The sequence below is a fragment of the Sphingomonas sp. Xoc002 genome (genome assembly GCF_050408055.1).
GTDB lineage: Bacteria > Pseudomonadota > Alphaproteobacteria > Sphingomonadales > Sphingomonadaceae > Sphingomonas > Sphingomonas yabuuchiae.
Genome location: NZ_CP191175.1, coordinates 1,283,585 through 1,308,756, shown reverse-complemented (window position 1 = coordinate 1,308,756; position 25,172 = coordinate 1,283,585). Strand labels below are relative to the sequence as shown.

The 25,172-nt window shown below is 65.6% G+C and carries 24 protein-coding genes, 1 tRNA gene and 1 pseudogene; 6 read left to right on the top strand and 20 right to left on the bottom strand.

Annotated features, from left to right (window positions below; translation table 11 throughout):
- Positions 1 to 81 precede the first annotated feature (81 nt).
- The 7 genes and pseudogenes from ACQR50_RS06005 to ACQR50_RS05975 form a co-directional block, all read right to left on the bottom strand.
- Positions 82 to 384: pseudogene (locus ACQR50_RS06005) on the bottom strand (LysR substrate-binding domain-containing protein); the annotation flags it as partial.
- Positions 385 to 592: 208 nt separating this feature from the next.
- Entirely contained in the window at positions 593 to 1,021 is a 429-nt protein-coding gene (locus ACQR50_RS06000) for a hypothetical protein (RefSeq protein WP_428970186.1), read from the bottom strand.
- Between the two features lie 132 nt (positions 1,022 to 1,153).
- On the bottom strand, positions 1,154 to 1,552 hold the full coding sequence (locus ACQR50_RS05995) for a VOC family protein (RefSeq protein ID WP_428970185.1): 399 nt from the start codon (positions 1,550 to 1,552) through the stop codon (positions 1,154 to 1,156).
- A 210-nt stretch (positions 1,553 to 1,762) separates the two neighbouring features.
- Entirely contained in the window at positions 1,763 to 2,314 is a 552-nt protein-coding gene (locus ACQR50_RS05990) for a fasciclin domain-containing protein (RefSeq protein WP_428970184.1), read from the bottom strand.
- A gap of 82 nt (positions 2,315 to 2,396) precedes the next feature.
- Positions 2,397 to 3,068 (bottom strand): anti-sigma factor, encoded by a 672-nt coding sequence (locus ACQR50_RS05985; RefSeq protein WP_428970183.1) that lies wholly within the window; start codon positions 3,066 to 3,068, stop codon positions 2,397 to 2,399.
- Positions 3,058 to 3,618, bottom strand: a complete 561-nt coding sequence (locus ACQR50_RS05980; protein WP_428970653.1) for a sigma-70 family RNA polymerase sigma factor — start codon at positions 3,616 to 3,618, stop codon at positions 3,058 to 3,060. The genes ACQR50_RS05985 and ACQR50_RS05980 overlap by 11 nt, the downstream gene beginning before the upstream one ends.
- A gap of 125 nt (positions 3,619 to 3,743) precedes the next feature.
- Complete coding sequence (locus tag ACQR50_RS05975; RefSeq protein ID WP_428970182.1) at positions 3,744 to 6,083, bottom strand: TonB-dependent receptor; 2,340 nt, start codon at positions 6,081 to 6,083, stop codon at positions 3,744 to 3,746.
- 239 nt (positions 6,084 to 6,322) lie between these two features.
- Here ACQR50_RS05975 and ACQR50_RS05970 point away from each other — a divergent pair, with 239 nt between their 5' ends.
- Positions 6,323 to 8,095, top strand: a complete 1,773-nt coding sequence (locus tag ACQR50_RS05970) for an arylsulfatase (RefSeq protein WP_428970181.1) — start codon at positions 6,323 to 6,325, stop codon at positions 8,093 to 8,095.
- Positions 8,092 to 8,967, top strand: coding sequence for an SUMF1/EgtB/PvdO family nonheme iron enzyme (locus ACQR50_RS05965; protein WP_428970180.1), 876 nt, complete (start codon positions 8,092 to 8,094; stop codon positions 8,965 to 8,967). Before ACQR50_RS05970 ends, ACQR50_RS05965 begins: the two co-directional genes overlap by 4 nt.
- A 343-nt stretch (positions 8,968 to 9,310) precedes the next feature.
- On the opposite strand, the gene ACQR50_RS05960 is transcribed toward ACQR50_RS05965, so the two are convergent.
- From ACQR50_RS05960 to ACQR50_RS05950, 3 genes are all read right to left on the bottom strand, one after another.
- Complete coding sequence (locus tag ACQR50_RS05960) at positions 9,311 to 11,548, bottom strand: PAS domain-containing sensor histidine kinase (RefSeq protein ID WP_428970179.1); 2,238 nt, start codon at positions 11,546 to 11,548, stop codon at positions 9,311 to 9,313.
- A 145-nt stretch (positions 11,549 to 11,693) separates the two neighbouring features.
- Positions 11,694 to 12,746, bottom strand: a complete 1,053-nt coding sequence (locus tag ACQR50_RS05955; protein ID WP_428970178.1) for a zinc-dependent alcohol dehydrogenase — start codon at positions 12,744 to 12,746, stop codon at positions 11,694 to 11,696.
- Positions 12,743 to 13,789: a patatin-like phospholipase family protein gene (locus ACQR50_RS05950; protein ID WP_428970177.1), complete on the bottom strand. Its 1,047-nt coding sequence runs from the start codon at positions 13,787 to 13,789 to the stop codon at positions 12,743 to 12,745. The genes ACQR50_RS05955 and ACQR50_RS05950 overlap by 4 nt, the downstream gene beginning before the upstream one ends.
- A 147-nt stretch (positions 13,790 to 13,936) precedes the next feature.
- Between ACQR50_RS05950 and ACQR50_RS05945 the strand changes: the two genes are divergently transcribed.
- Both ACQR50_RS05945 and ACQR50_RS05940 read left to right on the top strand, forming a co-directional pair.
- Positions 13,937 to 15,445 carry an MFS transporter gene (locus ACQR50_RS05945; protein WP_428970176.1) on the top strand — a complete coding sequence of 503 codons (1,509 nt, stop codon included), beginning with the start codon at positions 13,937 to 13,939 and terminating at the stop codon, positions 15,443 to 15,445.
- Between the two features lie 137 nt (positions 15,446 to 15,582).
- Positions 15,583 to 16,340 (top strand): IS5 family transposase gene (locus ACQR50_RS05940; protein ID WP_428970175.1). Its coding sequence is split into 2 segments (ribosomal slippage): positions 15,583 to 15,916 and positions 15,916 to 16,340, totalling 759 coding nucleotides; the frame shifts between segments, so codons are not numbered across the junction.
- On the opposite strand, the gene ACQR50_RS05935 is transcribed toward ACQR50_RS05940, so the two are convergent.
- The 3 genes from ACQR50_RS05935 to ACQR50_RS05925 form a co-directional block, all read right to left on the bottom strand.
- Positions 16,271 to 16,762: a hypothetical protein gene (locus ACQR50_RS05935; RefSeq protein ID WP_428970174.1), complete on the bottom strand. Its 492-nt coding sequence runs from the start codon at positions 16,760 to 16,762 to the stop codon at positions 16,271 to 16,273. The genes ACQR50_RS05940 and ACQR50_RS05935 overlap by 70 nt on opposite strands.
- A gap of 112 nt (positions 16,763 to 16,874) precedes the next feature.
- Positions 16,875 to 16,949 (bottom strand) — tRNA-Gln (locus ACQR50_RS05930).
- 63 nt (positions 16,950 to 17,012) lie between these two features.
- Positions 17,013 to 18,110, bottom strand: a complete 1,098-nt coding sequence (locus ACQR50_RS05925) for a branched-chain amino acid aminotransferase (RefSeq protein WP_056439557.1) — start codon at positions 18,108 to 18,110, stop codon at positions 17,013 to 17,015.
- 57 nt (positions 18,111 to 18,167) lie between these two features.
- On the opposite strand from ACQR50_RS05925, the gene ACQR50_RS05920 reads away from it, so the two are divergent.
- Positions 18,168 to 18,665 carry a MarR family transcriptional regulator gene (locus tag ACQR50_RS05920; RefSeq protein ID WP_056439560.1) on the top strand — a complete coding sequence of 166 codons (498 nt, stop codon included), beginning with the start codon at positions 18,168 to 18,170 and terminating at the stop codon, positions 18,663 to 18,665.
- A 202-nt stretch (positions 18,666 to 18,867) separates the two neighbouring features.
- Here ACQR50_RS05920 and ACQR50_RS05915 read toward each other — a convergent pair whose 3' ends face one another.
- The 5 genes from ACQR50_RS05915 to ACQR50_RS05895 all read right to left on the bottom strand — a co-directional run bounded on the left by ACQR50_RS05915 (position 18,868) and on the right by ACQR50_RS05895 (position 21,986).
- Positions 18,868 to 19,623: a pyrroline-5-carboxylate reductase family protein gene (locus ACQR50_RS05915; RefSeq protein WP_428970652.1), complete on the bottom strand. Its 756-nt coding sequence runs from the start codon at positions 19,621 to 19,623 to the stop codon at positions 18,868 to 18,870.
- 41 nt (positions 19,624 to 19,664) lie between these two features.
- The gene (locus ACQR50_RS05910; protein ID WP_058745846.1) at positions 19,665 to 20,168 is read right to left on the bottom strand and encodes a YbjN domain-containing protein; all 504 of its coding nucleotides are present in this window, start codon (positions 20,166 to 20,168) and stop codon (positions 19,665 to 19,667) included.
- 138 nt (positions 20,169 to 20,306) lie between these two features.
- Positions 20,307 to 20,588, bottom strand: a complete 282-nt coding sequence (locus ACQR50_RS05905) for an accessory factor UbiK family protein (protein ID WP_428970173.1) — start codon at positions 20,586 to 20,588, stop codon at positions 20,307 to 20,309.
- Positions 20,589 to 20,609: 21 nt separating this feature from the next.
- Positions 20,610 to 21,128, bottom strand: coding sequence for a TspO/MBR family protein (locus ACQR50_RS05900; protein WP_058745869.1), 519 nt, complete (start codon positions 21,126 to 21,128; stop codon positions 20,610 to 20,612).
- Between the two features lie 123 nt (positions 21,129 to 21,251).
- On the bottom strand, positions 21,252 to 21,986 hold the full coding sequence (locus tag ACQR50_RS05895) for a TlyA family RNA methyltransferase (protein WP_428970172.1): 735 nt from the start codon (positions 21,984 to 21,986) through the stop codon (positions 21,252 to 21,254).
- A 137-nt stretch (positions 21,987 to 22,123) separates the two neighbouring features.
- Between ACQR50_RS05895 and ACQR50_RS05890 the strand changes: the two genes are divergently transcribed.
- Positions 22,124 to 22,804, top strand: a complete 681-nt coding sequence (locus tag ACQR50_RS05890) for an RBBP9/YdeN family alpha/beta hydrolase (RefSeq protein ID WP_184106408.1) — start codon at positions 22,124 to 22,126, stop codon at positions 22,802 to 22,804.
- A 259-nt stretch (positions 22,805 to 23,063) separates the two neighbouring features.
- Here the strand turns inward: ACQR50_RS05890 and ACQR50_RS05885 are convergent, their stop codons facing one another.
- Together ACQR50_RS05885 and dxs are read right to left on the bottom strand one after the other, a co-directional pair.
- Positions 23,064 to 23,231 (bottom strand): hypothetical protein, encoded by a 168-nt coding sequence (locus ACQR50_RS05885; protein ID WP_428970171.1) that lies wholly within the window; start codon positions 23,229 to 23,231, stop codon positions 23,064 to 23,066.
- On the bottom strand, positions 23,228 to 25,153 hold the full coding sequence (gene dxs / locus ACQR50_RS05880) for a 1-deoxy-D-xylulose-5-phosphate synthase (protein WP_428970170.1): 1,926 nt from the start codon (positions 25,151 to 25,153) through the stop codon (positions 23,228 to 23,230). The genes ACQR50_RS05885 and dxs overlap by 4 nt, the downstream gene beginning before the upstream one ends.
- Between the last annotated feature and the right edge of the window lie 19 nt (positions 25,154 to 25,172).

Below are 25,172 nucleotides of genomic sequence, written 5' to 3'. Positions count from 1 at the left end.
TCCGTGAATCGCTGGACGGCGACGCTCATAGCAGAACATGCTTCCAGCCGCCATACCGGCGGGCGCGACCAAGATCCGCCGTCAATGCGCCAGCCGGTCTGCGAGGAAGTCGACAAAGGCCCTGACCCGCGCCGGTACGGTCAAGCCGCCCACGAATACCGCATGGATCAGCTCGACGTCGCCGGGATTATACTCTTCCAACAGCGGCACCAACCGCCCCTCGGCGATCGCATCCACCACACTGGACCGGCCGACACGGGTGATGCCGACGCCCGCTGCGGCAAGTTGCCCCAGCGTCTCTCCGTTGTTCGCCTCGATATTGCCCTTCACGGTCAGCGACATATCCCGACCGTCGCGGCGGAACGGCCAGCTCGGCTCCGCCCGGCTGGCCGAGGCGATCATCGATGCGGGCCGCGATGTGGACTTGGGATCCTACCGAACACACGCCATTCGGTGGCCACTGGAAGCGGACGCTCGTTAATCGTCGCCTGACACCCGCCGATACTGCCATCGACCCGGCGGCAGCCAAGCATGGGGAAAAAGTGGCTTGATCAATGTCGGCGGGTCGACACCGTATCTAAGGACCTCGGGATCAGTATTCGATACTGCCTGTCGACAAAGCAGTTTTGTAAAAGCATTCGGTTTCCGTTTTGACGCGATCGCTCAATCGGGCCAGGATCGAATGTGCGGCGTCCGAAAACCCCGGCATATCGTCGGCAATACGGCTTTCGGTCCAGTGATCGAGAAAACCACCCCAGTCGACCTTGAGCTGCAGAAGGGCTGCCGCACCTTCGATCCAGGTCGCTCGCCATGTATCGGGTAATGTTTCCAGGCGTATATTCTGGATGACGTCGGACTCTTCACGCAGATGCTTGCGGATGATGACGGCCAGGGCGTCAAGCTGAACCGAGAGTTCGTGGGGGGATGCGGCCTCGTCCCTCAAATCGTCCAGCAGGGCCGATATGCTCGACTCGATATGGATATGGTCCTCGACCAGTCTAGCGAATCCAACGCGCTGCATGTTGGAATGTCGATTAGAAAACATCGGCCATGTTTCCCTGTGTCATGGCGGTTTCCTTGCCTGAGGAAAGGGAAGGCCTGGTGGGACATGGGCTCGCCGTCGACATTCGTGGCAAGCCCGATGCCCAATCGGTCACCCTGGAAAGTGAACGCCGCAAAGCTTGTTGCCGTCCGGATCGCGCACATAGGCCAGTTCGATCGTTCCCATGGATGCCGTATGACGAGGACCGGGCGGCGCTTCGATCGACATACCCCCGGCTGCCACGGCGACGTCGTGAAACTGTCTGACCTGCTCGGGAGAATCGCACTGGAAGGCGACCGTGCTGCCGTTCGAAACGGTCGCCGGTTCGTCATTGATCGGCTGTGTGACGATGAAGGCCGTTCCGCTCTCGCCCCGATAGATCAGGCGGGTGTGGCCGCTATCGGCCACGTTGCGCATCGGCTCCCCAATGCCGAGCGTGCCCAGCACGGTATCGTAAAAGCGCTTCGACCGTTCAATGTCGTTCGAACCAATCATCGTGTGAAACAGCACTTATCGTCTCCTGCCGGGGCGCCGGTCGCCTGTGGCGAAAATGTTGGCGTATGCGCGCAGGATTGACCAGCACGTTAAGCCGCACCGTCGTTCATGCGCCCAAGCGATGAGGGCTTCTTCGCGCCTCCGAGTGGGCGCGACAGACTGCGCCTCCCTCGCATGGATGGGGCGACCCTGTGCCGCCCCATCCATGTCATCATCTGCCGCCCCTTATGGCATCATCACCGTGTCGATGACATGCACGACGCCGTTCGACTGCATGACATCGGCGGTGGTGATGCGGCCGGTATCGCCCTTGCCGTCCATGATGGCCCAGCCGCCCATCGCCTTCTTGAACATGATCGGCTCGCCCTGAACGGTGGTGTAGGTCGCCGTCCCGCCATTCGCCTTTGCCTTGGCGGCAATATCCTTTGCGGTAATCCGGCCGGGTATGACGTGATAGGTGAGGATCGACGTCAACTTATCCTTGTTCTCGGGCTGCACCAGTGTGTCGACGGTGCCAGCGGGCAGTTTTGCAAATGCCGCGTTGGTCGGCGCGAAGACGGTGAAAGGGCCCGGGCCGGAAAGCGTGTCGACAAGGCCGGCCGCCTTCACCGCCGCGACCAAGGTGGTGTGGTCCTTCGATTGCGAGGCGTTCTCCACGATCGTCTTCGTGGGGTACATCGCCGCACCGCCGACCATCGGGTTGCGCGGGGCAGCGCCAGCGGCGGCGCCGACGGTGAGCGCGACAGCCATCATCGCACCACGGATCATCAGGGTCATCAGATCTCTCCAGCCGCATGGAGCGCGGCTTTCGGATTACGACGCCAACAGCCCGTTGGACGCAGCGACGCGGCGCGCCCCGTTAAATTTCGGCCAGCTTCCCGGCAGCCACCACCGGCCCCGTCGGCGTCGACTTCGGCGATCCCCCTAGCGGCTCGATCGATATCGCCAATGTGGTCCCGGGAACGACCGCGACCTGCGGAGCGATCTTCAGGGCAGGCCCACCTCCACGGGGCAGCAGGCCCGCTGCGCGGGGCACCCCGTCGCCCCCGATCGCCCATAGCTGTGCATCCTGCCCGCTCTTCACGGACGGCGCGTCGCGCAGCTTCAAGGTGCGGGTGGCAGGATCGAAGAATATCGTGATCGGCGCGGCACGCTCGGGCGTGAGGACGGCGAAGAGCAAGGGAGCAGGCTTGCTGGCACGCGGTACGACCGTTGGCGTATCGGGACGGGTTACGACGACCGTCAGCAGGATCGCAGCCGCCAGACCGGCGATGCCCGCGATCGCCCGCCAAGGTCCGGTACGGTGATTGTCATTGTCGCCGACCGCTAGGATCCTGCGTTCCAGATCGGCGCTTGGCGCGACCGGCTCGACCTCAAGATACAAGGCGGCCAGATGCCGTCTCCACCGGGCGACATCCCGCGCAAAGGCCGGATCGTCCAGCATCCGACGCAACGCGGCGCTCCGCTCGTCGCCATCGAGGACGTCAAGCGCCAGTTCGGCCGCAGTCAGATCGGTCTCGTCAGATGTCATCGTCGAGACACTCCTTGAGCCGTTCGAGGCCGCGCCGGATCCTGCTCTTTATGGTACTCGTCGGAACCCCGCGGACATCGGCGAGCCCGGCATAGGTGATCCCTTCGAAAAAGGCCGTTCGAATGGCGTCGCGCTGCGTTTCACTCAGGCGATCCATGCAGCCGTGCAGTTTGCGCTCCTCCTCGTCGAGCAGCATGTTCTCGAGTGCCAGACGATTTGGGGCGACGGGCTCGGCGACGTTGTCCAACGGCGCGGTCGGGCGCCGACCAAGCGCCCGGTGATAATCGATCGCGCGATTGCGGGCTATCGTGGCAAGCCAGGCGAACGGACTCGTCTGCCCCGGCTCATAGGCACCGGCACGTCGCCAGATGATGGCGTAGACCTCTTGCAGAACGTCCTCCGCCGCTTGTCGCTCGCGACATATACGAAGGCAGATGCCGAAAAGCTTCGCGGACGTGAGGGCATAAAGTTCGCGAAAGGCGGCACGATCCTCGCGCCCGGTTGCGACCAGGGCTTTGACAAGCTCCTGCCGAGCGTCAGGTTGGTTCATCGTCACCGCTGACGGGATACCGAAGCGCTCATCCGCAAGCAACCGCGTGGTTCGGATCGAGGATACCGGGCGGCTCGCCGATCATGCGCGCCGCCGTGTTCGGCTGGCCGCACCCTGCGCTTTCGTCACCATTTGGTCCTGAGTGTGACGCCGTAGGTGCGGGGATCGCCCAGCGTGGCGGTGACGGCGCCCGTATTGTTGGCGGCCAGGGAGAGATAATAGGTTGAGTTCGCTATGTTCCGCCCCCAGAACTGGATGTCATATCGGCCGTCATCGGCTCTGATGCCGAACCGCAGATTGACCAGCGCATAGGCCGGAATATCCGAATAGCGACTGAGGCTGGCGGTGCTGTTGGTCGCGGAGCGATAGCTGTAATCCGAGCCCGCATACACCTCGGCCTCGTGCCCGAAATTGACGCCGAGGGGCGCGCGGACCTCGCCCCCGGCCGAGGCGGCCCACCGGGAGACGCCGGGCAGGCGCTGCCCGCTCAGATCGCATAATGTCCGCCCCGTGATCTCGATCGGGCACGGTGCGTTGGCATAGGATATGTAGCGGGCATCGTCATAGGTGCCCGATCCGTACAATGTCAGCCACCGTGTCGGGGCGGCGCGCAGGTCAGCCTCGATACCGCGCGTCCGTACCTTGGCGGCGTTGGTAAAGAAGCTGACGCCGTTGCGCTCCACGTCGACGATCGTCGTCTGATAGTCTTTGACATCGGTCCAGAAGGCCGCGACGTTCGCGGTGATCCGACCGTTCGCCCAGCTCGTCTTGGCGCCGACTTCATAACTGTCGATCGTCTCGGGACGAATGACGGGATTGGCGGCGAACTGGCCAGTGGTGGTGATGTTGGCCAGGTTCAGCCCGCCGAACTTGTTGCCCCGCGCATAGGTCGCGTAGGCGAGCACAGGTGCGGCAATCTTCCAGGACAGGGTGGCTTGGCCTGACAGTCGCCCGGCCTCGGTGCGCGCGGTGTAGAAATTCCGCACGCCATAGCGGGCCCGGATCGCCTGGGCCGCCGCCTGTTGCGCCGCCGTCAGCCCGGCGAGCGATGCGCCGGTCGCATCCTGGTCGAAATAGCCGGACTTGATTTCATAGGTATAGCGCAGGCCGGTCGTCAGATCGACGGCGTCGGTGATGTGCCATATCGTCTGGGCGAAGGCGGCATAGCTGTCGGTGACGGGGCGCGAATGGCTGATCACGTCGTAGCCGTTCAGCGCGGCCGCGCCGACCGCCGGATTGGTGGTCGGGGGCAGAAACCAATCCGCCGCGCGACTGCCATAGCGATTGACCGCCTCCGCCTCGATCGACTGATAGAGGTAATAGAGGCCCGCCACATAATCGACAGGCCGCGTGCCATTGGACGCGATGCGCAGTTCCTGGCTGACCTGACGCTGCTCGTTGCTCTGGTGGAAATCCGCGCCTGCGTCGATGCTGGTGCCGTCGCCGTCATTATGGGGATACCAGTTCCAGGCGCGATAGGCCGTGACCGAGGTCAGCGTGGCGGGGCCGATATCCCAGTCCGTGGTAACGTTCACCCCGTGCTGGTTCATCCGGTAGCGTGGGTTGGCATCGGTGTCGGTCGTCCGCAGCGCCGGGTTCGCCGCGACCGGCGTATAGCCCAGCCGCGCGGATCGGTCGTAATAATTGTTCGGGAACAGCGCGCCATTGTCGTAATTCCGGATGGCCCCCAGCAGGATGCTACCGGCCGTGAAACTGCTCTGCCGCCCCCAATCGCCGATGATCCGCAGGGTCAATGTGTCGGTGGGCTTGTAGAGCAGTTGCCCGCGCAGGTTCAGATCGTGAAAATCCTGGCCATATCGTCCGTCGAAGCGGTTGAGGGTAAAGCCGTCGCGATCGGTCTTCGACACGAACAGCCGGGCCGCCAGTTGTTCGGTCAGTGGACCCGAGACATAGGCGTGGAGCTGACGGAAGTCGTAATTGCCCAGACTGGCATCCCCGCCCGCCTGCCAGTCGAAGGTCGGTTGCCGCGTCGTCACCACCACCGCACCGGCCGAGGTGTTCTTGCCGAACAGCGTGCCCTGCGGCCCGCGCAGCACCTCGATCCGCTCCAGATCGGCAAGATCGAACACGGTCTGGCCCGGTCGCGCCAGATAGACGCCGTCCAGATAGACGCCCACTGCAGGCTCCAGTCCGTCATTATAGACCGCGACATTGTTGCCCAGCCCGCGGATATTGATGCTGGTGTTACGGGGATTGGTGTTGGTGACGACCAGGCTGGGCGTCAGTTGCTGAAGGTCGCGCAGATTGAAGGTCCGGGTCGACTCGATCTGCGCCGCACCAAAGGCATTGATGGCGATCGGTACGTCCTGGCTCTTTTCCGTCCGACGGCGTGCGGTGACCAGGACATCCTCGCTCGCGCCGCCATCCGGCACCGCAGCGGCCGTTCCCCTGTCCTCCCCGTCGGCGACCAGCATGTCCTGGGCCGTGGCGGGTGCGGCCATCATGACCGCCCCGGCAAGCCATAGGGCGCGGCGGCGGAGAGCTCTCGAAATCGGCATGGACATTCTTTCATGGCGGGGACGAACATGCGGCAGCGACCGCTCGCCTAGGGCTATGAAAGGACGTTCACGAAACGAACGAAGTAATTCCTATCGATCTAGTAGGCAAATTATCATTGTCGCGACGGCGCCAACCTTTATCCCGAGCGTGCGACCGCGCACGGTCGTCAACGATGGGAGCAGACATGATCGGCGTGAGATTTCTGACGGTGGCCGCTTCGGCCCTGATCGCGGCCACTCCGGCTCTTGCCGCTCCGGCAGCACCGGGCTCGGCGTTAAGCGAACCGCAAAAGGCACCGAAGGATGCCCCGAATTTCCTGATCATCGTCGCCGACGATCTCGGTTGGTCGGACCTGGGCGCATTCGGGGGCGAGATCGCGACACCCAATCTCGATGCTCTGGCCCTGTCGGGGGTGCGCTTCACCGGCTTTCACACGGCACCGACCTGTTCGCCGACACGCTCGATGCTGATGAGCGGCGTGGACAATCACGAGGCCGGGCTCGGCACGATGGCGGAACTACTGGGACCGGCAACGCGGGGTCAGCCGGGCTATGAGGGATATCTGAACGACCGCGTCGCCTCGATCGCCGAACTGCTGCGCGCCGGTGGCTATACGACCCTGATGGCGGGCAAATGGCATCTGGGCCTGACGCCCGAGCGCGAACCCGCCGCGCGCGGGTTCGAGCATAGCTTCGCCCTGCTTCAGGGCCTGTCCAACCATTTCGGCGCGGATCAGGACGAGGCCTGGACCAAGGCGGGACTGGCGCCGAGCTACCGCGACGACGGCAAGCCCGCTGCCCTGCCCAAGGGGCAATATTCGGCGGATTATTTCGCCGACCGGCTGATCGGCTATCTCGACTCATCCACCAAGGCGGGGGATCGCCGACCGTTCTTCGCCTATCTGCCCTTCACGACACCGCACTGGCCGCTCCAGGCACCGGCGGAGACGATCGCCAAATACAAGGGACGCTATGACGCGGGCTATGAGGCGCTGCGTGCCGAGCGACTGGCCAGGCAGAAGGCACTCGGCCTCGTACCGGCCGATGCCGTGCCGCACAGCCTGGAACTCGCCAAGCCTTGGGCGTCGCTCACCACGGACGAACGCGCCGTCGAGTCGCGCAAGATGGAGGTCTATGCCGCCATGGTCGACCGCATGGACCAGAATGTCGGCCGCGTCATCGCCGCGCTGAAGGCGCAAGGCCGCTATGACAACACCATCATCCTGTTCTTCGCCGATAACGGCCCGGAGGGGAATGTGATCGAAGCGCCCAGCCCCCGCTTCAAGGTCGGCTCGCCCGATGCCGCCCTGCCCCCGGCGCAGGCGCTGGGCATCGACAACAGCCTGGACAATATCGGCAAGCCGACCAGCTATGTCGGCTATGGACCGGGCTGGGCGCAGGCCAATTCGGTGCCGTCCTGGCTGGTCAAGAGCTACACGACCGAGGGCGGTATCCGGGTCAGCGCCTTTGCGGCGGGACGGGGAGTGACGGGCGGCGGACGGATCGCCAATGCCAATCTCGACGTACGGGACGTCGCGCCGACCCTGCTCGACTATGCGGGCCTGCGTCAGCCGAGCCAGTTCGCGGGCCATGCCATCCTGCCCCATGAAGGGCACAGCCTGCGCCCCGTCCTGACCGCCCGCGCCGACGGCATCCGATCCGCCGACGAAACGCTGGGCTATGAACTCTTCTTCCGCCGGGCGCTTCGCCAAGGGGATTGGAAGGTCGTCTTCCTGCCAAAGCCGACCAATCGCTACACGCGCGGCGGGGTCAGTACGGGGCGGTGGCAGCTTTTCAACGTCGCGCGCGATCCCGGTGAAACCCATGACCTGGCCGCCGCCGAACCGAAGCGGCTTGCCGACCTGGTCAAGGCCTATGACCTGTATGCGAAGGCCAAGGGCGTGGTTCCGCTACCGGTCGATGCAGAGGCGGCGCCTGCTCCCGCGGCCCGACCATGAGGATCGGGGCGGCGCTGCTCCTGGCGCTGGGCGCGTTCGGCGGGCTGGGCGCGCGAGCGCCGCAGCCTGGGAATCGCTGTCTGGCCAAGGACGCCATCATGACCGTCGCCGAGGGCATCGTCCTGCTCGGCGAGGATGGCACGGATCGACCCGGGCGGCCGGTCCGCGTCGCGGCATTCCGGATCGACGCGCATGAGGTGACCAACCGCCAGTTTGCGGCCTTCGTGGCGGCAACCGGATATCGGACACAGGCCGAACGACAGGGGGCGTCCGCGCTGTTCGTCGCGCCGACCGAGCCGGTTTCCCTCGACAATGCCGCGCGCTGGTGGCGCTGGACGAAGGGCGCCGACTGGCGTCATCCCCAGGGACACGGCAGTGACCTGACCGGCCGCGCGGACGAGCCGGTCGTCCATGTCGATCGCGACGATGCCGCGGCCTATGCCCGCTGGGCCGGAGGTACCCTGCCCACCACCGAACAATGGGAGCGTGCCGCGCGCGGCGATCAGAACGCCACCCGCGACGCGGTCGACTGGGCGTTCGATCACGGCACGCCACGCGCCAATGTCTGGGAGGGCGTCTTCCCCATGCGCGATACGGCCGAAGACGGCTATGCCGGGATCGCGCCGGTGGGATGCTTCGAGGCGAACGACCTGGGTATCTACGACATGGTCGGCAATGTCTGGGAATGGGTCGCGGGCGATCAGAATATCGGTCTGGTAAAGGGCGGCAGCTATCTCTGCGCGATGAATTACTGCGCCAATTTTCGACCGGCCGCCTATCAGGCACAGGAACACGACCTTCCGACTTCACATATCGGGTTCCGCGTCGCTTATCCGATCGAAGGTCGGCAGAACCGATCGTCCTTGCGCTGATATTCGCCTCATTGGCGGGCATCTACCGCCCCCGCCCGATTGCCTGCGTAATCCGTCTCATCGTGGCCGACTTTTCGCAGCGCGTTCCGATTGCGAAGCGGGTCGGCGACGACGCTCCGTCATATCCCGTCGTAACAACCAGCGCCGCCCTGCGCTCGATCAGGATGTCAGCCACCGGATAGGCTATCTCCTTCACCGAGATTGGCGTCGAGGATTGCCCCGTCGATCCGTCCTTCGGACCGGGCCAAGCACCGCCGCATCAGCCTCACCGAGTTGCCCGCAAATCACCGGCAAGTAAAACTCGTCCTCTACCACCAGAATGTAACAGCCGCGCGGCGCTGGTTCAGCCATGCGCCCCCACCTCCTTGCTCGCGGAAACAGCGAGTGAAATCGCGCAGTGCACACCGTCCGGGCCATGCTGGTACGACGTGCGGGCCCGCAGCTGATAGGGGAGCGCGCGCTCGATCAACTCGCGGCCCTGGCCGGTCCCCTTCGGCGCCGATCCGGCGGGCGGCATGGCGACGCCGCTTTCCCGCCAGTCGATATGGAGCCAGGGCTGTCCGTCATCGCCCATGGGCTCGAGCGACCATGTCACCGCAAGGTGCCCGGTCGCTTGTCCCAAAGCGCCGTATTTCACCGCATTCGTCGCCAGTTCGTGGAGCGCCATCGCCAGCGTCTGAACGGTCGACGAGCGCAAGCGCACGCCGGTCGGTCCCGTCAGCGTGACATGGTCCAGGCCGCCGTTGATCGCCGACAGCTCGGTTCGGATCAGATCGTCGAACATGACACGATCGACATCATGAAGCCGGGACAGCAGGCCCTGTACCCGCGCCAGCGCCTCCAGACGGTCACGAAAGCGCAAGCGGAAGTCCGACAGATCGGCACTGGACCGTGCCGTCTTGTCGGCCATCGACCGCACGACCCCGATCAGGTTTCGCGTCCGATGCTGGAGTTCGTCGACGAGGATCGACTGGCGTTCCTGCAATTCCTTCAATTGCTGAACATCGGTCGTCGTGCCCAGCCATTCGACGATGCGCCCGGCGTCGTCACGCACCGGCATGGCACGCATATGGTGCCAGACATAGGCATGGTCGCTCGCGCGCCGGACCCGGAACTCGACGTCGATACTGCCCGATAGAGACGCCCCATCCCATGCGTGCAGGACGGCATCATGATCGCCGGGACAGACCGCATCGAGCCAGCCGCGATCGAGGCTGGCCGTCAGGCTCAGCCCTGTAAAGGCTTGCCACTGGCTGCTGGCCCAGGTCCATCGGCCCAGTTCGGCCGAACGCCACACCAGCTGCGGCATCCCCTCGACCAGCAGGTGCAACCATGCCTCGCTGGCTCTCACGCCTTCTTCGATACGGCGCCGCTCGGTGATGTTGGTGAACAGGACAGCGACATGATGAAGTCCGGTGTCGAGCGGGAAGATATTGAGATCGAACAGCCGGTCCAGGGTCGGTTCGCCTTCCTCGACACGGATCGAGCGGCCGGTATCGAGGACCTGACCATACAGCTTCGTCCAACGCGGGTTCGGCGTGCCCAGCAATTCCGTCGCGGTCTGGCCGACCGGCCACGGCATGCCCGTGTGATGAAGGAAGGCGGGATTGACCTCGACGAAGCGAAAGTCGGCCCAGCGGCCCTGGTCATCCCGAAGGACCTCGACCACGGCATAGGCCTCATCCATCGATTCGAAGAGTGCGCGATATTTGGCTTTGCTGTCGCGCAGGGCCGTTTCGGCGCGTTTGCGCGCGTCGATGTCGATATTGATCCCCGCCCATTTCTCGATTTGCCCCTCGACATCGAGGACGGGACCGGCCCGGACATTGGTCCAGCGCCAGCCGCCATCCGGGGCACGAAGCCGAAACTCCGCATCGACCAGCCCCCGTATCGCCATCGCCTCGCGCCACTGGCGTTCGGCATAGGCGCGATCGTCGGGATGAATGGCATCGAGCCAGCCATAACCCAGCCATTCCGTCTCCGTCTGGCCGGTATAGGCGCGCCAGCTTGGGCTGTCGGCGACGACGACGCCGTCCGGATCGGTTTCCCAGACCGCCTGCGCCCAGTTTCCGATCAGCAGCCGATGTCGTGCTTCGCTCTCGCGCAAGCTGCGCTCGGCCAGGACCTGCGCCGTCGTTTCCCGCAAGATCCACAAGACACCGGCGACCCTGCCCGCCTCATCGCGGACGGGGGCATAATCGACGTCGAACCACGCATCCTCCAACTGACCGTTGCGCTGGACGGGATAGCGCTGCGCCTGCAGGCGCGCCGATTTTCCCGCCATTCCCGCCGCGACGTCCGCCGCAAAGACATCGCGCGACCGGGCAAATGTCTGAAAGGCCGATCGCCCCAGCGCGTCGCCATGGTGTTCGCGCAGAAGTTCGGTGAAGCGGTCGTTATAAAGGTGGATGGCCTCCGCACCCCAGACCAGGCTCATCATGCTGGACGACGCGAGCATCAGGTCGACCACCGTCTTCAGACTCTGCGGCCAGTGTCCGATCGGCCCCAATGGCGTGTCGGTCCAATCCCGATCGCGGATGCAGACCGCCATTCCCGTTTCGCCATGGGGCCATGGCAGCACATCCTCTCGATCCTGCGCCGCCATCTCTTTGCCTCGCTGATAGGTATCGCAAGACTAGAGGATCACGCCCCGCAAGTCGCCGGGCCGCTCACTAACCTGTTACATAAAGATGATATTCGAACATCCGCCTAAGCGTCGATCGCTGTCATATGGTCAGTCCGACGAAGATGGCTCCGGTCCGTGCCCGATCCTGCGCCACCTCGAACGCCTTATTGATCTGGTCGAGCGGGAAGCGATGGGTGATCAGCTCCTGCGTCTTGAGCACCCCGCGCGTCACCAGGTCGAGCACCTCGACCTGTTCGGCATGGATGTCGTGAAAGGCGAAGCTGGCGCTGGGGATCAGGGTAATCTCGGACATCTGGATACGCTGCCACTCCAGCGGGATGGCGATGGCGCCCGCGTCGAAACCGCCGACGATGACGACCTTGCCGCCGCGCCGCACCAACCGCGTGGCGAGCGGCAGCGTGTCGGGCATGGACTCGCCGCCCGCGCATTCGAACACGATATCGGCGCCCCGATCGTCGGTCTGTCCGAAGATCGCTGCCTCGGGGTCCTCGTCGTCCGGGTGAACGGTACGGTCGGCGCCCAATTGCTCGGCCAGGGCGAGGGCGTGCGGCATCTTGTCGATGATCGTCACGGTGGCACCGCTGGCCTTGGCGAGCATCAGCTGGCCCAGCCCGATCGGCCCCGCCCCGATGATCGCCACGCGCGACCCGATGGTCAGGCCCGACAGATGCTGGGCGTGCAACGCCACGGCATAGGTGTCGAGCAGCGCGGCATCGTCATACCCCACATTGTCGGGCAGGCGGTGGAACTTGTGCTGCGGTCCGACGACATATTCGGCATAGGCGCGCGAGACGCTGGCGCGGCGGGTGGGATAGAGATCGGGACAGCGATTATATTGCTGCACCCGGCACCAGGCGCAGTGGCCGCAGCCGAGCACGGATTCGACCAGCACCCGGTCGCCGATCGCGACGCGGCTGACCGCCGGGCCGACCTCGACCACCTCGCCCGCCAGTTCATGGCCCATGATGCAGCAATGCAGTTCCTCCTCCGCCTTTTCCCAGTGGCGCAGGTCGGTGCCGCAGATGCCCGCCATCCTCACCCGCGCCTTGACCCAGTCGTCGGCGGGCAGCTGGGGTTCGTCGACCTGAGCGATCTCGAAACGGCCATCGGCGGTCTTGCGGGCGGCTTTCACGGCGTGTCTCCCGAATGGGCGGCGAGCGGCTCCTGCCGCGCCGCGATGGTGGTCGAAGTCAGCCCCCTGCCCCCGAGCGGTATCTTCCCCTCCCCGAGCGCCGCGACCAACGCACGAGCGTCGCGCAAGCCCGCATCCCAACGCGCCCGCACGGAACGGGGCGAGAAATCCAAGGCCTTGCCCGCGACTTCATCCTGCTGCTCGGCATAGCGAAGCCGCACCAGCGTGACCGATGCCTGCGCCATGTCGGGGGCGGTGGCGTAATGGTCCCGCCAGCGCGTCAGCGTCCGGCGCGACTGTGCGGCGAAGACCAGATCCTGCGTTCGGCTGATCATGCCGCCGATGGTCGGCGCGCGCGGGCCCGCCAATGGCAACAGGTCGACCGCGATGCACAGCAGCGGCTTGTCACCGGGCTGGGCCAGCATGGGGTCGAGCGGCAGATTGGCGGCCAGTCCGCCATCGACATAGAGTTCCCCGTCGAGCGCGACCGGGGGAAAGGCAGGCGGCATGGCGCAGCTGGCGCGGACATGGTCGGGCGTGATCCTGTCGCGCCCGTTGTCGAAGACGACCTCGGCACCGGTATCCAGTGCGACCGCCTGAACCATGTAGCGGACCTTGCCGCCATTCAGCCGGTCGAAATCGACGAGACGCGCCAACGTGTGCGCCAGCGGCGTGGTGTCATAGAGCGCGGGCGTATCACGCTCGGCCAGGGCGGTGCCTAGCGGCGCGAACAGCCCCCGCCGCCCGCCGAACAGCGTTGCGATCACCTCACCGCTGCGCCGCCAGCTGTCGATCATCCCGTCCCACGCGACCGCGCCGACGGCGCCGGTGCGATCCGGTCGCCACAGGTCGGACAGACGCGACAGGATATCCGCCGGTGCATTGCCCGCGATGATCGCGCCGTTGATCGCTCCGGCCGAGGTGCCGACGACCCAGTCGGGCGAGATGCCCGCCTCATGCAGGGCCTCATAGACCCCGGCCTGATAGGCGCCCAACGCATTGCCCCCGGCCAGGACCAGGGCGATGCGGAGATCGGGCGGCACATGAGGAGTCATGCGCCAACAAACCCGCAAATGCCCGGATGGTGGCGTGCAAACGCCGACAATACCCAGAAAACTCAATGATATAGATCAGGCCCTATGTTGGTCGACAGCAACCGGGGTCACCGACGGAACGTTGCCCCGGCACCCATGTCTCTGAATCCGCAAACCGAACTGACCACCGCCGACCGCGAACGCGGCTTGCGGCTGCTCGTCGTCGAGGCGGCGTTTTCGGGTGGCGCGGCCGCGCTGACCAGCGGGGTGATCCTGACCGCCTTCGCGCTGCATCTGGGGGCGTCGAACGTGATGGTCGGCATCCTGGCGGCGATGCCGTTCCTCGCGCAGTTGCTGCAACTGCCCGCCATCCAGCTGGTCGAGCGATGGCGGCGGCGCAAGCGGATCGCGGTCCTGTCCAGCCTGGTCGGGCGGACGATGCTGGCGGTGATGGCGGTGCTCGCCTTTTTCAGCGGAACGACCGCATTGCTGATCTTCCTGGGCGCACAGATGCTGCTCTGCGGACTGGGCGCGGTCGGCGGATGCGCCTGGAACACCTGGATGCGCGATCTGGCGCCCGACGATCGGCTGGGCGACGTCTTTGCCCGGCGGACGGTCTGGCTGACGGCGATCAGCCTGATCCTGGGGCTGGTCGCCGCGCTGGCGTTGGACTGGACGCCAGCGGGATCGCCTGCACGGGACATGGTCTTCGCGGCGATGTTCGCCAGCGGCTGCGTCACCGGGCTGATCAGCGCGCGGATCGTCGCGATGATGCCCGAGCCGTTGATGCCGCCCGCCCCCGGCTCCATCGCATTGCGCGCCTTGCTGGCCCAGCCGCTGGGCGACCCCAATTTTCGCCGGTTGCTGGTCTTCGTGGCCAGTTGGCAGTTCGCGATCAACCTCGCGACGCCCTTCTTCACCGTCTTCATCGTCCGCCAGCTGCATTTCGCGGTCAGCTTCGTGCTGCTGCTCAGCGTCGCCAGCCAGGTCGCCAATATCCTCGCACTCCGCCTCTGGGGACGGCTCAGCGACCGGTTCGCCAACAAGTCGGTGCTGGCGGTGTGCGCCCCGGCCTATATCCTGGCGATCGTCGCGATGATCGGCGCGTCGCAACTGGGCGACCGGGGGGCGGTGAAGCTGTGGCTGATCGGGCTTCACCTCGTCATGGGCGCGACCATTGCGGGCGTGACGCTGGCCAGCACCAATATCGCGCTGAAGCTGTCGCCCAAGGGGTCCGCCACCGCCTATGTCGCGGCCAATGCGATGACCACCGCCATCGCGGCCGGGATCGCGCCGATCCTGGGCGGGCTGCTGGCGCAGTTCTTCGCCGCGCGCCAGTTCGAGCTGGTGGCGCGGTGGCGGAGCCCCAACGGCATCTTCACCCTGCCCATCGTGCTGACCGCCTGGGACTTTTACTTCCTGCTGGCGGGCCTGATCGGCCTCTATGCCATCCATCGCCTGTCGCTGGTGCGCGAGCAGGGCGAGATCGAGCGGCGGGCCATGGTCGGGCAGGTGCTGAACGAGACGCGGCGCAGCATCCGCAACATATCTTCGGTCGCGGGCCTGCGCGCCGCGACCGACCTGCCCGGCGCGCTCCTGCGCGATGCCCGCACCCGCATCCGGCTTAAACGCGCGCAAGCGGCGCGGGCGGGACGAATGCACTGACCCAGTTTAGCGGAACGCCATTTGCCCGGAACTCCGTTCTTTCTGAGGGGGTTGGCCATCATCCCCGTCTTCCTTTAGGGTCAGGACCCATTGATGTGAGGCGCGCGATCTGATTCAGGCTCCGAGAGGAGACTGGAATGAGCGACCTGTACTGGCTGACGGACGATCAGATGGAACGACTTCGGCCGTTCTTTCCGAAGAGCCATGGTAAGCCTCGGGTGGATGATCGTCGGGTGCTGAGTGGTATCGTGTTCGTCAATCGCAACGGGCTGCGCTGGCGAGATGCACCCAAGGACTACGGCCCGCACAAGACGTTGTATAACCGTTGGAAGCGCTGGGGCGAGGCAGGCGTGTTCACGCGGATGATGGAGGGCTTGGCTGCGGTGGACGCCGAGCCGAAGACGGTCATGATCGACGCGACTTACCTGAAGGTGCATCGCACGGCATCGAGCCTGCGGGTTAAAAAGGGGATCTCGGCCGCCTGATCGGGCGCACCAAGGGCGGCATGAACACCAAGCTCCATGCGGTCGCCGACGCGAACGGGCGCCCGTTGAGCTTTTTCATGACAGCAGGCCAGGTCAGCGACTACACTGGCGCGGCAGCGCTGCTCGATGATCTGCCAAAAGCACAGTGGCTGCTCGGTGACCGTGGCTATGATGCAGACTGGTTCAGGGACGCCCTGCATGCCAAAGGCATCCAGCCCTGTATCCCAGGCCGAAAATCTCGCAATGAACCCGTCAGATACGACAAACGCCGCTACCGACGGCGCAGTCGCATCGAGATGATGTTTGGCCGCCTGAAAGACTGGCGCCGCGTCGCCACCCGCTACGACCGGCGCCCCACCGCCTTCTTCTCGGCCATCGCTCTCGCGGCAACCGTCATCTTCTGGCTGTGATCAACGAGTCCTGACCCTAGAAAATCGCCGAAGCCGTTGGCGGCAAAATCGCGGTTCACCGCGCCATAGATGGCCCGCATCTGCGCGAAGCGTTCCGCGACATCTCCTTCGCCGTCCTGTTGGATCGACTGGTGCTGATAGGCAAGCATGTTCCGGTAGCGGACCATCTCCTCTTGGAACACCGCACTGGCCTGTTCCGCGGTCAGGCCGTCACGCTCGATCTTTTCGTACAGGCTCATCCGTACCGCCTCGCTCCGCCCGGTCATCGCGACCGCGCGTCGACGCGCGACCGGCTGATCCTTCGTCAGAAGGCTGACCATCGTCACAACGGTTATAGGATTTGCGCTCGCGGGCGCCAAACGCAGCCTTCGACGCCACCAATAGACCGCGCTGCGGCGGGTGACGTTCTCGATCGCTGGCATCAGGGACTGGCTCCATCGACTGGCGTCAGTTGACGCCACTGCGATGGTTGAAGCCCCGCTAAGCTACCAGAAACCGCAGTTTTTGGTCCCCTTAGCTGGGGCAATCAGTGACTGGCTGGGGCGGCAGGATTCGAACCTGCGTATGACGGTACCAAAAACCGTTGCCTTACCGCTTGGCGACGCCCCAGTGGAGAGGCGCGCCTTATACCCGGCGCGCCGGGCTTGAAAAGCCCCTAATCCCGCGAAATCGTCAGCCCAGGCGGCGCATCCAGCCATGGGGGTCGGGGGCCTGGCCGCGCTGGATCGCGACCAGCTGTTCGCGAAGGCGGGTGGTCAGCTGGCCGGGGCCGCCGCTTCCGATGGTGAAGCGGCCCGCAGGCTCGGCGACACTGCCGATCGGGGTGACGACGGCCGCAGTGCCGCAGGCGAACGCCTCGACCAGGCGGCCGCTGGCGGCGTCGGCGCGCCACTGGTCGATCGCATAAGGCTCCTCGCGCACGGTCAGCCCCTGCGCGCGTGCGATGGTCAGGATCGAATCGCGGGTGATGCCGGGCAGGATCGTGCCGGTCAGCGGCGGGGTCACCAGGCTGCCGTCGTCGAACACGAAGAAGACGTTCATGCCGCCCAGTTCCTCGACCCAGCGGCGCTCGACCGCGTCGAGGAAGACCACTTGGTCGCAACCGTTCGCGATCGCTTCCTTCTGGGCAAGCAGGCTGGCGGCATAATTGCCGCCGCACTTGGCCGCGCCGGTCCCGCCGGGGGCCGCGCGCGTATAGCCCTGGCTTACCCAGATCGACACGGCGGGCGCACCGCCCTTGAAGTACGCACCCACCGACGAGGCGATGACCATGTAGAGATATTCGGCCGAGGGCTTCACGCCCAGGAACACCTCGCTGGCGAACATGAAGGGGCGGAGGTACAGCGCGCCGCCATCCTGTTCGGGGATCCAGTTGCGCTCGATCTCGACCAGCCGCTCGACGGACTCCAGGAACAGCGTCTCGGGCAGCTCGGGCATCGCCATGCGGCGCGCCGAATCCTGGAAGCGGCGGGCATTCGCCTCGGGCCGGAACAGCGCGGTGCCGCCATCGGCCAGGCGATAGGCCTTCATGCCCTCGAAGATTTCCTGCGCATAGTGCAGGACCGAAGCGGCCGGATCGACCTGAAGCGGCGCGCGGGCGGTGATCTGCGCGTCATGCCAACCCTTGTCGTCGCTATAGCGGATCAGCGCCATATGATCAGTGAACACGCGCCCGAAGCCCGGATCTACCAGACGCGCCGCCCGCTCGCTCGCCGCGACGGGAGTCGCGGACGGATCGAAACGAAACGTAAGGGCTTGGGGCGCTTCCATGGTCATCTCTCTGTTTTGGGTTGCCGTGGCCTAGGGCGTGTGAGTAGACGGGTCAACATGGCTGCCTCTAACCAGTCCGCATCGGCACAGTTTCTCCGCGAACCAGAACTCCGCAGGGGTATGGAATTGCTGTATTTCGGCAATAGCCATCTCGTGCGCTCGATCGATCGCGGTCTTGCCGCGCAGGGGTTGGGCCGTGCCCATCACCGCGCCCTTTATTTCATGGCGCGCAAGCCCGACATGACGGTCAGCGAGCTGTTGTCGCTGCTGGCGATCACCAAGCAATCGCTGGGCCGCGTGCTCAACGAGCTGGCGAGCCGCGACCTCATCGAAACGCGCCCCGGCGATCGCGACCGTCGGCAAAGGCTGCTCCGGCTGACCCCGACGGGGGCGGCAATGGAGGCCGAGTTGTTCGACGCGCTGCGCGAAAAGCTGTCCAAGGCCTATGCGCGTGCGGGTCAGCAGGCGGTGACGGGGTTCTGGACCGTGCTGGAGGGGTTCATCCCGGAGAATGAACGCGCCCGGATCGAGGATTTGCGGTCCAACGACGGCTAAGGCCGCGTTAGAGCGTGGAGGCATTCTCCAAATTTCCTCCCCTGCAAGGGGAGGTGGCAGGCTGAAAGCCTGACGGAGGGGTGTACCCGCTATCGATAAGGCGACACCCCTCCACCATGCTACGCATGGTCCCCCTCCCCTTGCAGGGGAGGATATGCTGATTGCCCATCCTGTATGTTGTTTTTACCAAGCCATGGCCGCGTCAGCGCCGCGCGGCGGCGGCCATTTCGCGGTTGCGCCGTTCCGAGGCCGTCAGCGTTTCGGCCATAAGCCGCTTGAGCGCATCATCCGCGTCCAGCACGTTCAGCCCTTCGCGGGTCGAACCGCCCGGGCTGGCTACACGATCCGCCAGCACAGCGGGCGGGGCGTCGGCCCCCATCGCCATGGCCCCTGCCCCGTCGACGGTGGCCAGCGCCAATTGCTGCGCCAGTTCGGGCGACAGCCCCAGCCCGACCCCGGCCTGCGCCAGAGCGTCGATGAAGCGGAACACGAAGGCAGGCCCGCAGCCCGCCAGCGCGGTCACGGCGTCGAACCGCGCTTCGTCCTCCACCCAGGGGGCAAGGCCGAGCGGTCGAGCGAGCGCTTCGACGGCATCGCGCACGGCGGCGTCGGTGGAGCGGGTGTAAAGCGCGGTCACCCCCTGCCCGATCGCGACGGGCAGATTGGGCATCATCCGAACGATCGCGCCCGCCGGAATATGGCTGGCCAGCGTCTGTTCCTCGACTCCCGCCAGGATCGACAGCAGGATGGCCGGGTTCAGATGCGCCAGCGTCGGCGTGATGTCGCCCAGTTGCTGGGGCTTAAACCCCAGCATCAGGATCGCAGGCGTTTCGTCGACCGGCAATGCCGTCAGCGAGCGCACGCCCTCGGGCGCCCGCGTGCCGCTGCGCGTGACGACGGTCACCTGCGCGGGGTCGAGCCCTTCGGACAACCAGCGGCGCAGCATCGCGCCCGCCATGTTGCCGCACCCGACCAGCCAGATCGGCCCGACGGGAAACGTCACGCTTCGCCCTGGGTTTCGATCAGCGCGGCGGCCAGCGCCTCACGCGGGGTCTTGCCGCCCCAGAGGACGAACTGGAAGACCGGATAGAAGCGTTCGCACTCCTCGATCGCCGACTCGACCAGCAATTCGGTGGCGGAGAGCGAGATGGTTCCGTCCTCGCCGCCATCGACCATCGCGGCGTGGCGATAGAGCAGGATGCCGCTGTTCGACCACAGCTCGAAATGGCCGATCCACAGCTGTTCGTTGACCAGCGCCAGCGCCTCATAGATGCTGGAGCGGCGGTCGTCGGTCACCTTGATGTCGGGGAACGCCAGGAATTGTAGGACGCTGTCGTCGTCGCGCCACAGGGCACGAAGTTCATAGCTGGCCCAGCTGCCCTTGACCGTCGCGACGATTTCCTCGTCGTGGCGCTCATGTTCCCATCCATGCGCGGCGAAATAGGCCTCCAGCATGTCGATGGGGGCCGATTCTTCGGCTTCATGATCGGTCGATTCAAGCATCAGAGGCCCTTGCGAACAAACCCGGACCAGCGCAGGTTGCACTGCGCAAGGCCGGGCCGCAAGCCGCCGGGTACCGAAAACTGTGGATAGCTGCCCGGCCGAGCGGGCCGGGCAGAGTCCGTTTCGATATCGGGCCGGTCAGGATTCCACCCCGGCGGTCGTGCCGCCCGTCGTACCGTTCAGCCGCGCTTCCAGCACGTCCAGGCGCGCCTTCAGCGCGTCCGCCTCGTCCCGCGCAGCGACGGCCATCGCCTTGGCGACCTCGAATTCCTCGCGGCTGACAAAGTCCAGACCACCGATCCATTCGCGCGCGCGCGTCCGGGCGCTCGCCTCGGCCTCGCGGCCCATGCCCGCCACGGTGCCCGCCAGGCCGTTCATCACCTTGGCGAAATCGTCGAACAGCTTGTTGTCGGCCTGCATATCAAATTCCCAAAAATCGTTTCACAGCATTTGGGAGGTCTGCGCCCCCGGCACAAGCCTTTCCGCATCCGGATTGAGCTGGTCGATCCGCCAGTTGAGCACGCCCGCAAAGGACAGCCAGACCAGATAGGGCACCATCAGCCACGCCGCGCCCTTGCGAATGCGCGAAAAGGCGACCGTGGTGGCGATCGCCAGGAACAGGATGGCGATGATGACGAACAGCGCCAGCCGTACCTTGTGCGCACCGAAGAACAAGGGCGTCCAGGACAGGTTGAGCAGGAACTGCGCCGCGAACAGGCCGATCGCCACCCCTCGTCCGTTCGCGCCGCGAGCATGGACGATCATCGCCAGCGCCAGGCCAATCATGATGTACAACGTCGTCCACACCACCGGAAACACCCAGCCCGGCGGGTTCAGTTCCGGCTTGGTGAGCGCCATGTACCAGCCATTCTCGCTGCCCGATGGTACCACGCGGCCCGAGGCGAAGCCGAGCAGCAGGATCAGCGGAACGATCACGACCGCCCAGCGGAGGAATGACATGCGCAACTGGCCCTTCGACGCGATCGTGCCCACTCGTCCCTCTTTCGCCATGATGTCCGTCGATCTGCCCCAGGGTCGGGGCACAGTAAACGGAAAGCTCAACGCCAATCAGCCTTTACCCGTTCAATTTCGGGATGCGGCCACCAAAAACTCGACATTCCCCTCCGGCCCGGTGATCGGGCTCCGGGTGACGCCCGCAACCTGCCAGCCGCTCTCGGTCAGCCACGCGACGACCTGATCGCAGACCCGCTGGTGGACGGCAGGATCACGGACCACCCCGCCCTTGCCGACCTCGTCGCGCCCCGCCTCGAACTGCGGCTTGATGAGGGCGAGCAGGCGCCCGCCGGGCTTCGCGAAGCTCAACGGCCGTTCCAGCACCTTGGCCAGCCCGATGAAGCTGGCGTCACACACGACGATATCGACCGGTTCGGGAATATGCGCCTCGGTCAGGATGCGGGCGCTGGTCTGTTCATGGACGATGACGCGCGGGTCCTGGCGCAGCGACCAGGCGAGCTGGTTGGTGCCGCTGTCGACCGCATAGACGCGCGCGGCGCCCTTTTGCAGCAGCACATCGGTAAAGCCGCCGGTCGAGCTGCCGACATCGATCGCGACCGCGTCGGTCACGTCCCAGCCGAAATGCTCCAGCCCATGGGCGAGCTTGATCCCGCCGCGCGACACCCAGGGATGATCGCGTCCGCGCACGTCGAGCACGGCGTCCTCGGCCAGCTGCTGGCCGGGCTTGGCGATCTTCGTCTCGCCCGAAAAGACGAGGCCCGCCATCACCAGCGCCTGCGCGCGGGACCGGGATTCCACGAGTCCGCGATCCACGAGCATCTGGTCGACACGCTGCTTGGCCATCGCCCGCCCCTACAAGCCGCCTCGGTCCGTCGCAAGCCGTCATCCACCGGACGCATCGCCTATTGCCTATTAGATTGGTAGGAATATCTTCTTCGGCAGGATCGGGAGTCGACCCGGCCCTATCGAGGAGATGCCATATGGGTTCGTTCGCATCCTATGAGGCCCGCAAGCCCACGGTCCTCACCGTCCCCGGTCTTGGCGGCTCGGGCCGCTCGCACTGGCAGTCCCTATGGGAAGAGGCGCGGCCCGATACGATCCGCGTCGAACTGGGCATGTGGTCGACCCCGCATCGCAATGCCTGGGTCACGCGGCTGGACCAGGCGATCCGGCAGGCGCAGGCGCCGGTGATCCTGGCGGCGCACTCGCTGGGCTGTCTGGCGGTCGCCTGGTGGGCGGAATTGTCGCCACAGCCCTATGGCTGGCCGGTCGCGGGCGCCCTGCTGGTCGCGCCCGCCGATGTCGACCGCACCGACGCGCCCGAGGCTCTGAAGGGCTTTGCGCCCTCGCCGCGCACGCCGCTGCCCTTTCCCTCGATCCTCGTCGCCAGCCAGGACGATCCGTGGATCACGATCGACCGCGCGCATAGCTTGGCGGTCGATTGGGGCAGCCATTTCGTCGATGCCGGGCATCAGGGACATATCAACGCCGCCAGCGGCCTGGGCTGGTGGCAGGAAGGGCAGGAATTGCTCGGCCGGGTTATCGCGGCGAGCGGCATGGACCGGCCGTCACCATCCGGGCCCCTGTCGCCCAGCGAAGCGCGGGCGGTGCTGGCGGTGAATGCGACCGACGCGGCGCAGGCGCATTATCTGGGGCGGTGAGCTTTTCGCCCCGTCCAGCCCGAGCGAGGTCGAGGGCCCACGGGATTGCCTCTCCTCCTGCGGTTCCCCGGCGAAGGCCGGGGCCCAGTTTCGGTGAAGATGAGAGGGAATGGAAACGACGAGTGGTACGCCAAAGCCATCGGTGGCAATGGCCTACCACTCCCATTCACTGCGCCTTTGCAACCGCGCAGAAACTGGGCCCCGGCCTTCGCCGGGGAACAGAATCTGTTTTGGGTGGGGGCGTTGCCTTCGTCTTCGCTCAGGCGGAACGGGGGTTTTGATCGGACTCGATCGCGTCCCGCTCGGCCTCGGCCTTCGCCGCCGCCGTGGCCTGCTTCATCCGCCGCCACATCCGCACGTTCAGCCCGACCATCATGACCACCGCCAGCGTCGTGAAGACGATGACGGCGGTCCAGCCACGGATCACGCCCGCGCGCCTTCGGTGACATTGGCACTGTTGTGGCGCAGCGCCTTCAGCACCGTCTCGACGATGGCATCGGCATCCAGCCCGGCCTGCGCATATTGCACCTCGGGCTTGTCCTGATCCTGGAAGATGTCGGGCAGACGCATCGTGCGCAGCTTGAGGCCACCGTCGATCAGCCCTTCGTCCGACGCCATGGTCAGGACATGGGCGCCCAGACCGCCGATCGCATTCTCCTCGATCGTCACCGCCACCTCATGCGTGGTCAGCATCCGCCGGATCAGCGCCTCGTCGAGCGGCTTGGCGAAGCGCAGGTCGGCGACCGAGGTCGACAGCCCCTTGGCCTCCAGCGTGTCGGCGGCGCGCAGTGCCTCGGCCAGGCGGGTGCCGAGCGATAGGATCGCGACCTTCTTGCCCTCGCGCACGACGCGGCCCTTGCCGATCTCCAGCAGCTGCGGCGTTTCGGGCAGCGCCACGCCGACGCCGTTGCCGCGCGGATAACGCACCGCGATCGGGCCACTGTCATGGTTGACGCAGGTATGGACCATATGGACCAGCTCCGCCTCGTCGGCGGCCGCCATCACGACCATGTTGGGCAGGCTGGCCAGATAGGTGACGTCGAACGAGCCCGCATGGGTCGCCCCGTCCGCCCCGACCAGCCCGGCGCGGTCGATCGCGAAGCGGACCGGCAGATTCTGGATCGCGACGTCATGGACCACCTGGTCATAGGCGCGCTGGAGGAAGGTGGAATAGATGGCGCAGAAGGGGCGCATTCCCTGCGCCGCAAGCCCTGCGGCAAAGGTGACGGCGTGCTGCTCGGCGATGCCGACGTCGAAGAAACGCTCCGGATGCGCATTCGCGAACCGGTCCAGCCCGGTGCCCGACGGCATGGCGGCGGTGATGGCGCAGATGCGCGGATCGCTGTCGGCTTCCTTGGCGAGCGTCTCACCGAAGACATTCTGATAGGCGGGCGGTCCCGGCGGCGCCTTGGCCTGGGCGCCGGTGATCACGTCGAACTTCTGGACACCGTGATATTTGTCCGCCGCCGCCTCGGCCGGGGCATAGCCCTTGCCCTTCTTGGTGACGACATGGATCAGGATCGGCCCCTGCTCGGCGTCGCGGACATTCTCCAGCACCGGGATCAGATGGTCGAGATTGTGACCGTCGATCGGGCCGACATAATAAAAGCCCAATTCCTCAAACAGCGTGCCGCCCATGGTCATGCCGCGCGCGAACTCGTCGGTCTTCTGCGCTGCCTTTTGGATCGGGCGCGGGAAGCGCTTGGCGAGTTTCTTGAGCACGTCGCGCACGCCCAGGAATTCGCGGCTCGACACCATGCGCGAGAGGTAGGCCGACAGACCGCCGACCGGCGGGGCGATCGACATGTCGTTGTCGTTCAGGATGACGACCAGGCGATTGCCCGCCTGCTCGGCATTGTTCATCGCCTCATAGGCCATGCCCGCCGACATCGCGCCGTCGCCGATCACGGCGATGCCCTTGCCCGGCGTGCCAGCCAGCTTGTTGGCGACCGCAAAGCCGAGCGCCGCCGAGATCGAGGTCGAGCTGTGCGCCGCGCCGAACGGGTCGTATTCGCTTTCCGACCGCTTGGTGAAGCCCGACAGGCCACCGCCCTGGCGGATGGTGCGGATACGCTCGCGCCGCCCGGTCAGGATCTTGTGCGGATAGCATTGATGACCGACGTCCCAGATCAGGCGGTCGTCGGGGGTGTTGAAGACATAATGGAGGGCGACGGTCAGCTCGACGACGCCCAGCCCCGAGCCCAGATGGCCGCCGGTGGTGCCGACGGCCGAGATCGTCTCGGTCCGCAATTCGTCGGCGAGTTGCCGCAACTGCTCGGGGGCGAGGCGACGAAGGTCGTCGGGGGTGTGCACCGTGTCGAGCAGCGGGGTCTGAGGAATGTCTGCCATTTGACCGGCTTATCGCAGC

Coding starts and splice junctions, on each gene's coding strand:
- ACQR50_RS05965 (WP_428970180.1), top strand. CDS start 8,092: ATGAGGATCGGGGCGGCGCTGCTCCTGGCGCTGGGCGCGTTCGGCGGG.
- ACQR50_RS05895 (WP_428970172.1), bottom strand. CDS start 21,986: ATGGCCAAGCAGCGTGTCGACCAGATGCTCGTGGATCGCGGACTCGTG.
- ACQR50_RS05890 (WP_184106408.1), top strand. CDS start 22,124: ATGGGTTCGTTCGCATCCTATGAGGCCCGCAAGCCCACGGTCCTCACC.
- ACQR50_RS05920 (WP_056439560.1), top strand. CDS start 18,168: ATGGCTGCCTCTAACCAGTCCGCATCGGCACAGTTTCTCCGCGAACCA.
- ACQR50_RS06000 (WP_428970186.1), bottom strand. CDS start 1,021: ATGCAGCGCGTTGGATTCGCTAGACTGGTCGAGGACCATATCCATATC.
- dxs (WP_428970170.1), bottom strand. CDS start 25,153: ATGGCAGACATTCCTCAGACCCCGCTGCTCGACACGGTGCACACCCCC.
- ACQR50_RS05945 (WP_428970176.1), top strand. CDS start 13,937: ATGTCTCTGAATCCGCAAACCGAACTGACCACCGCCGACCGCGAACGC.
- ACQR50_RS05985 (WP_428970183.1), bottom strand. CDS start 3,068: ATGACATCTGACGAGACCGATCTGACTGCGGCCGAACTGGCGCTTGAC.
- ACQR50_RS05905 (WP_428970173.1), bottom strand. CDS start 20,588: ATGCAGGCCGACAACAAGCTGTTCGACGATTTCGCCAAGGTGATGAAC.
- ACQR50_RS05925 (WP_056439557.1), bottom strand. CDS start 18,110: ATGGAAGCGCCCCAAGCCCTTACGTTTCGTTTCGATCCGTCCGCGACT.
- ACQR50_RS05975 (WP_428970182.1), bottom strand. CDS start 6,083: ATGATGGCCGCACCCGCCACGGCCCAGGACATGCTGGTCGCCGACGGG.
- ACQR50_RS05970 (WP_428970181.1), top strand. CDS start 6,323: ATGATCGGCGTGAGATTTCTGACGGTGGCCGCTTCGGCCCTGATCGCG.
- ACQR50_RS05990 (WP_428970184.1), bottom strand. CDS start 2,314: ATGACCCTGATGATCCGTGGTGCGATGATGGCTGTCGCGCTCACCGTC.
- ACQR50_RS05980 (WP_428970653.1), bottom strand. CDS start 3,618: ATGAACCAACCTGACGCTCGGCAGGAGCTTGTCAAAGCCCTGGTCGCA.
- ACQR50_RS05915 (WP_428970652.1), bottom strand. CDS start 19,623: ATGGCGGGCGCGATGCTGCGCCGCTGGTTGTCCGAAGGGCTCGACCCC.
- ACQR50_RS05935 (WP_428970174.1), bottom strand. CDS start 16,762: ATGCCAGCGATCGAGAACGTCACCCGCCGCAGCGCGGTCTATTGGTGG.
- ACQR50_RS05900 (WP_058745869.1), bottom strand. CDS start 21,128: ATGTCATTCCTCCGCTGGGCGGTCGTGATCGTTCCGCTGATCCTGCTG.
- ACQR50_RS05910 (WP_058745846.1), bottom strand. CDS start 20,168: ATGCTTGAATCGACCGATCATGAAGCCGAAGAATCGGCCCCCATCGAC.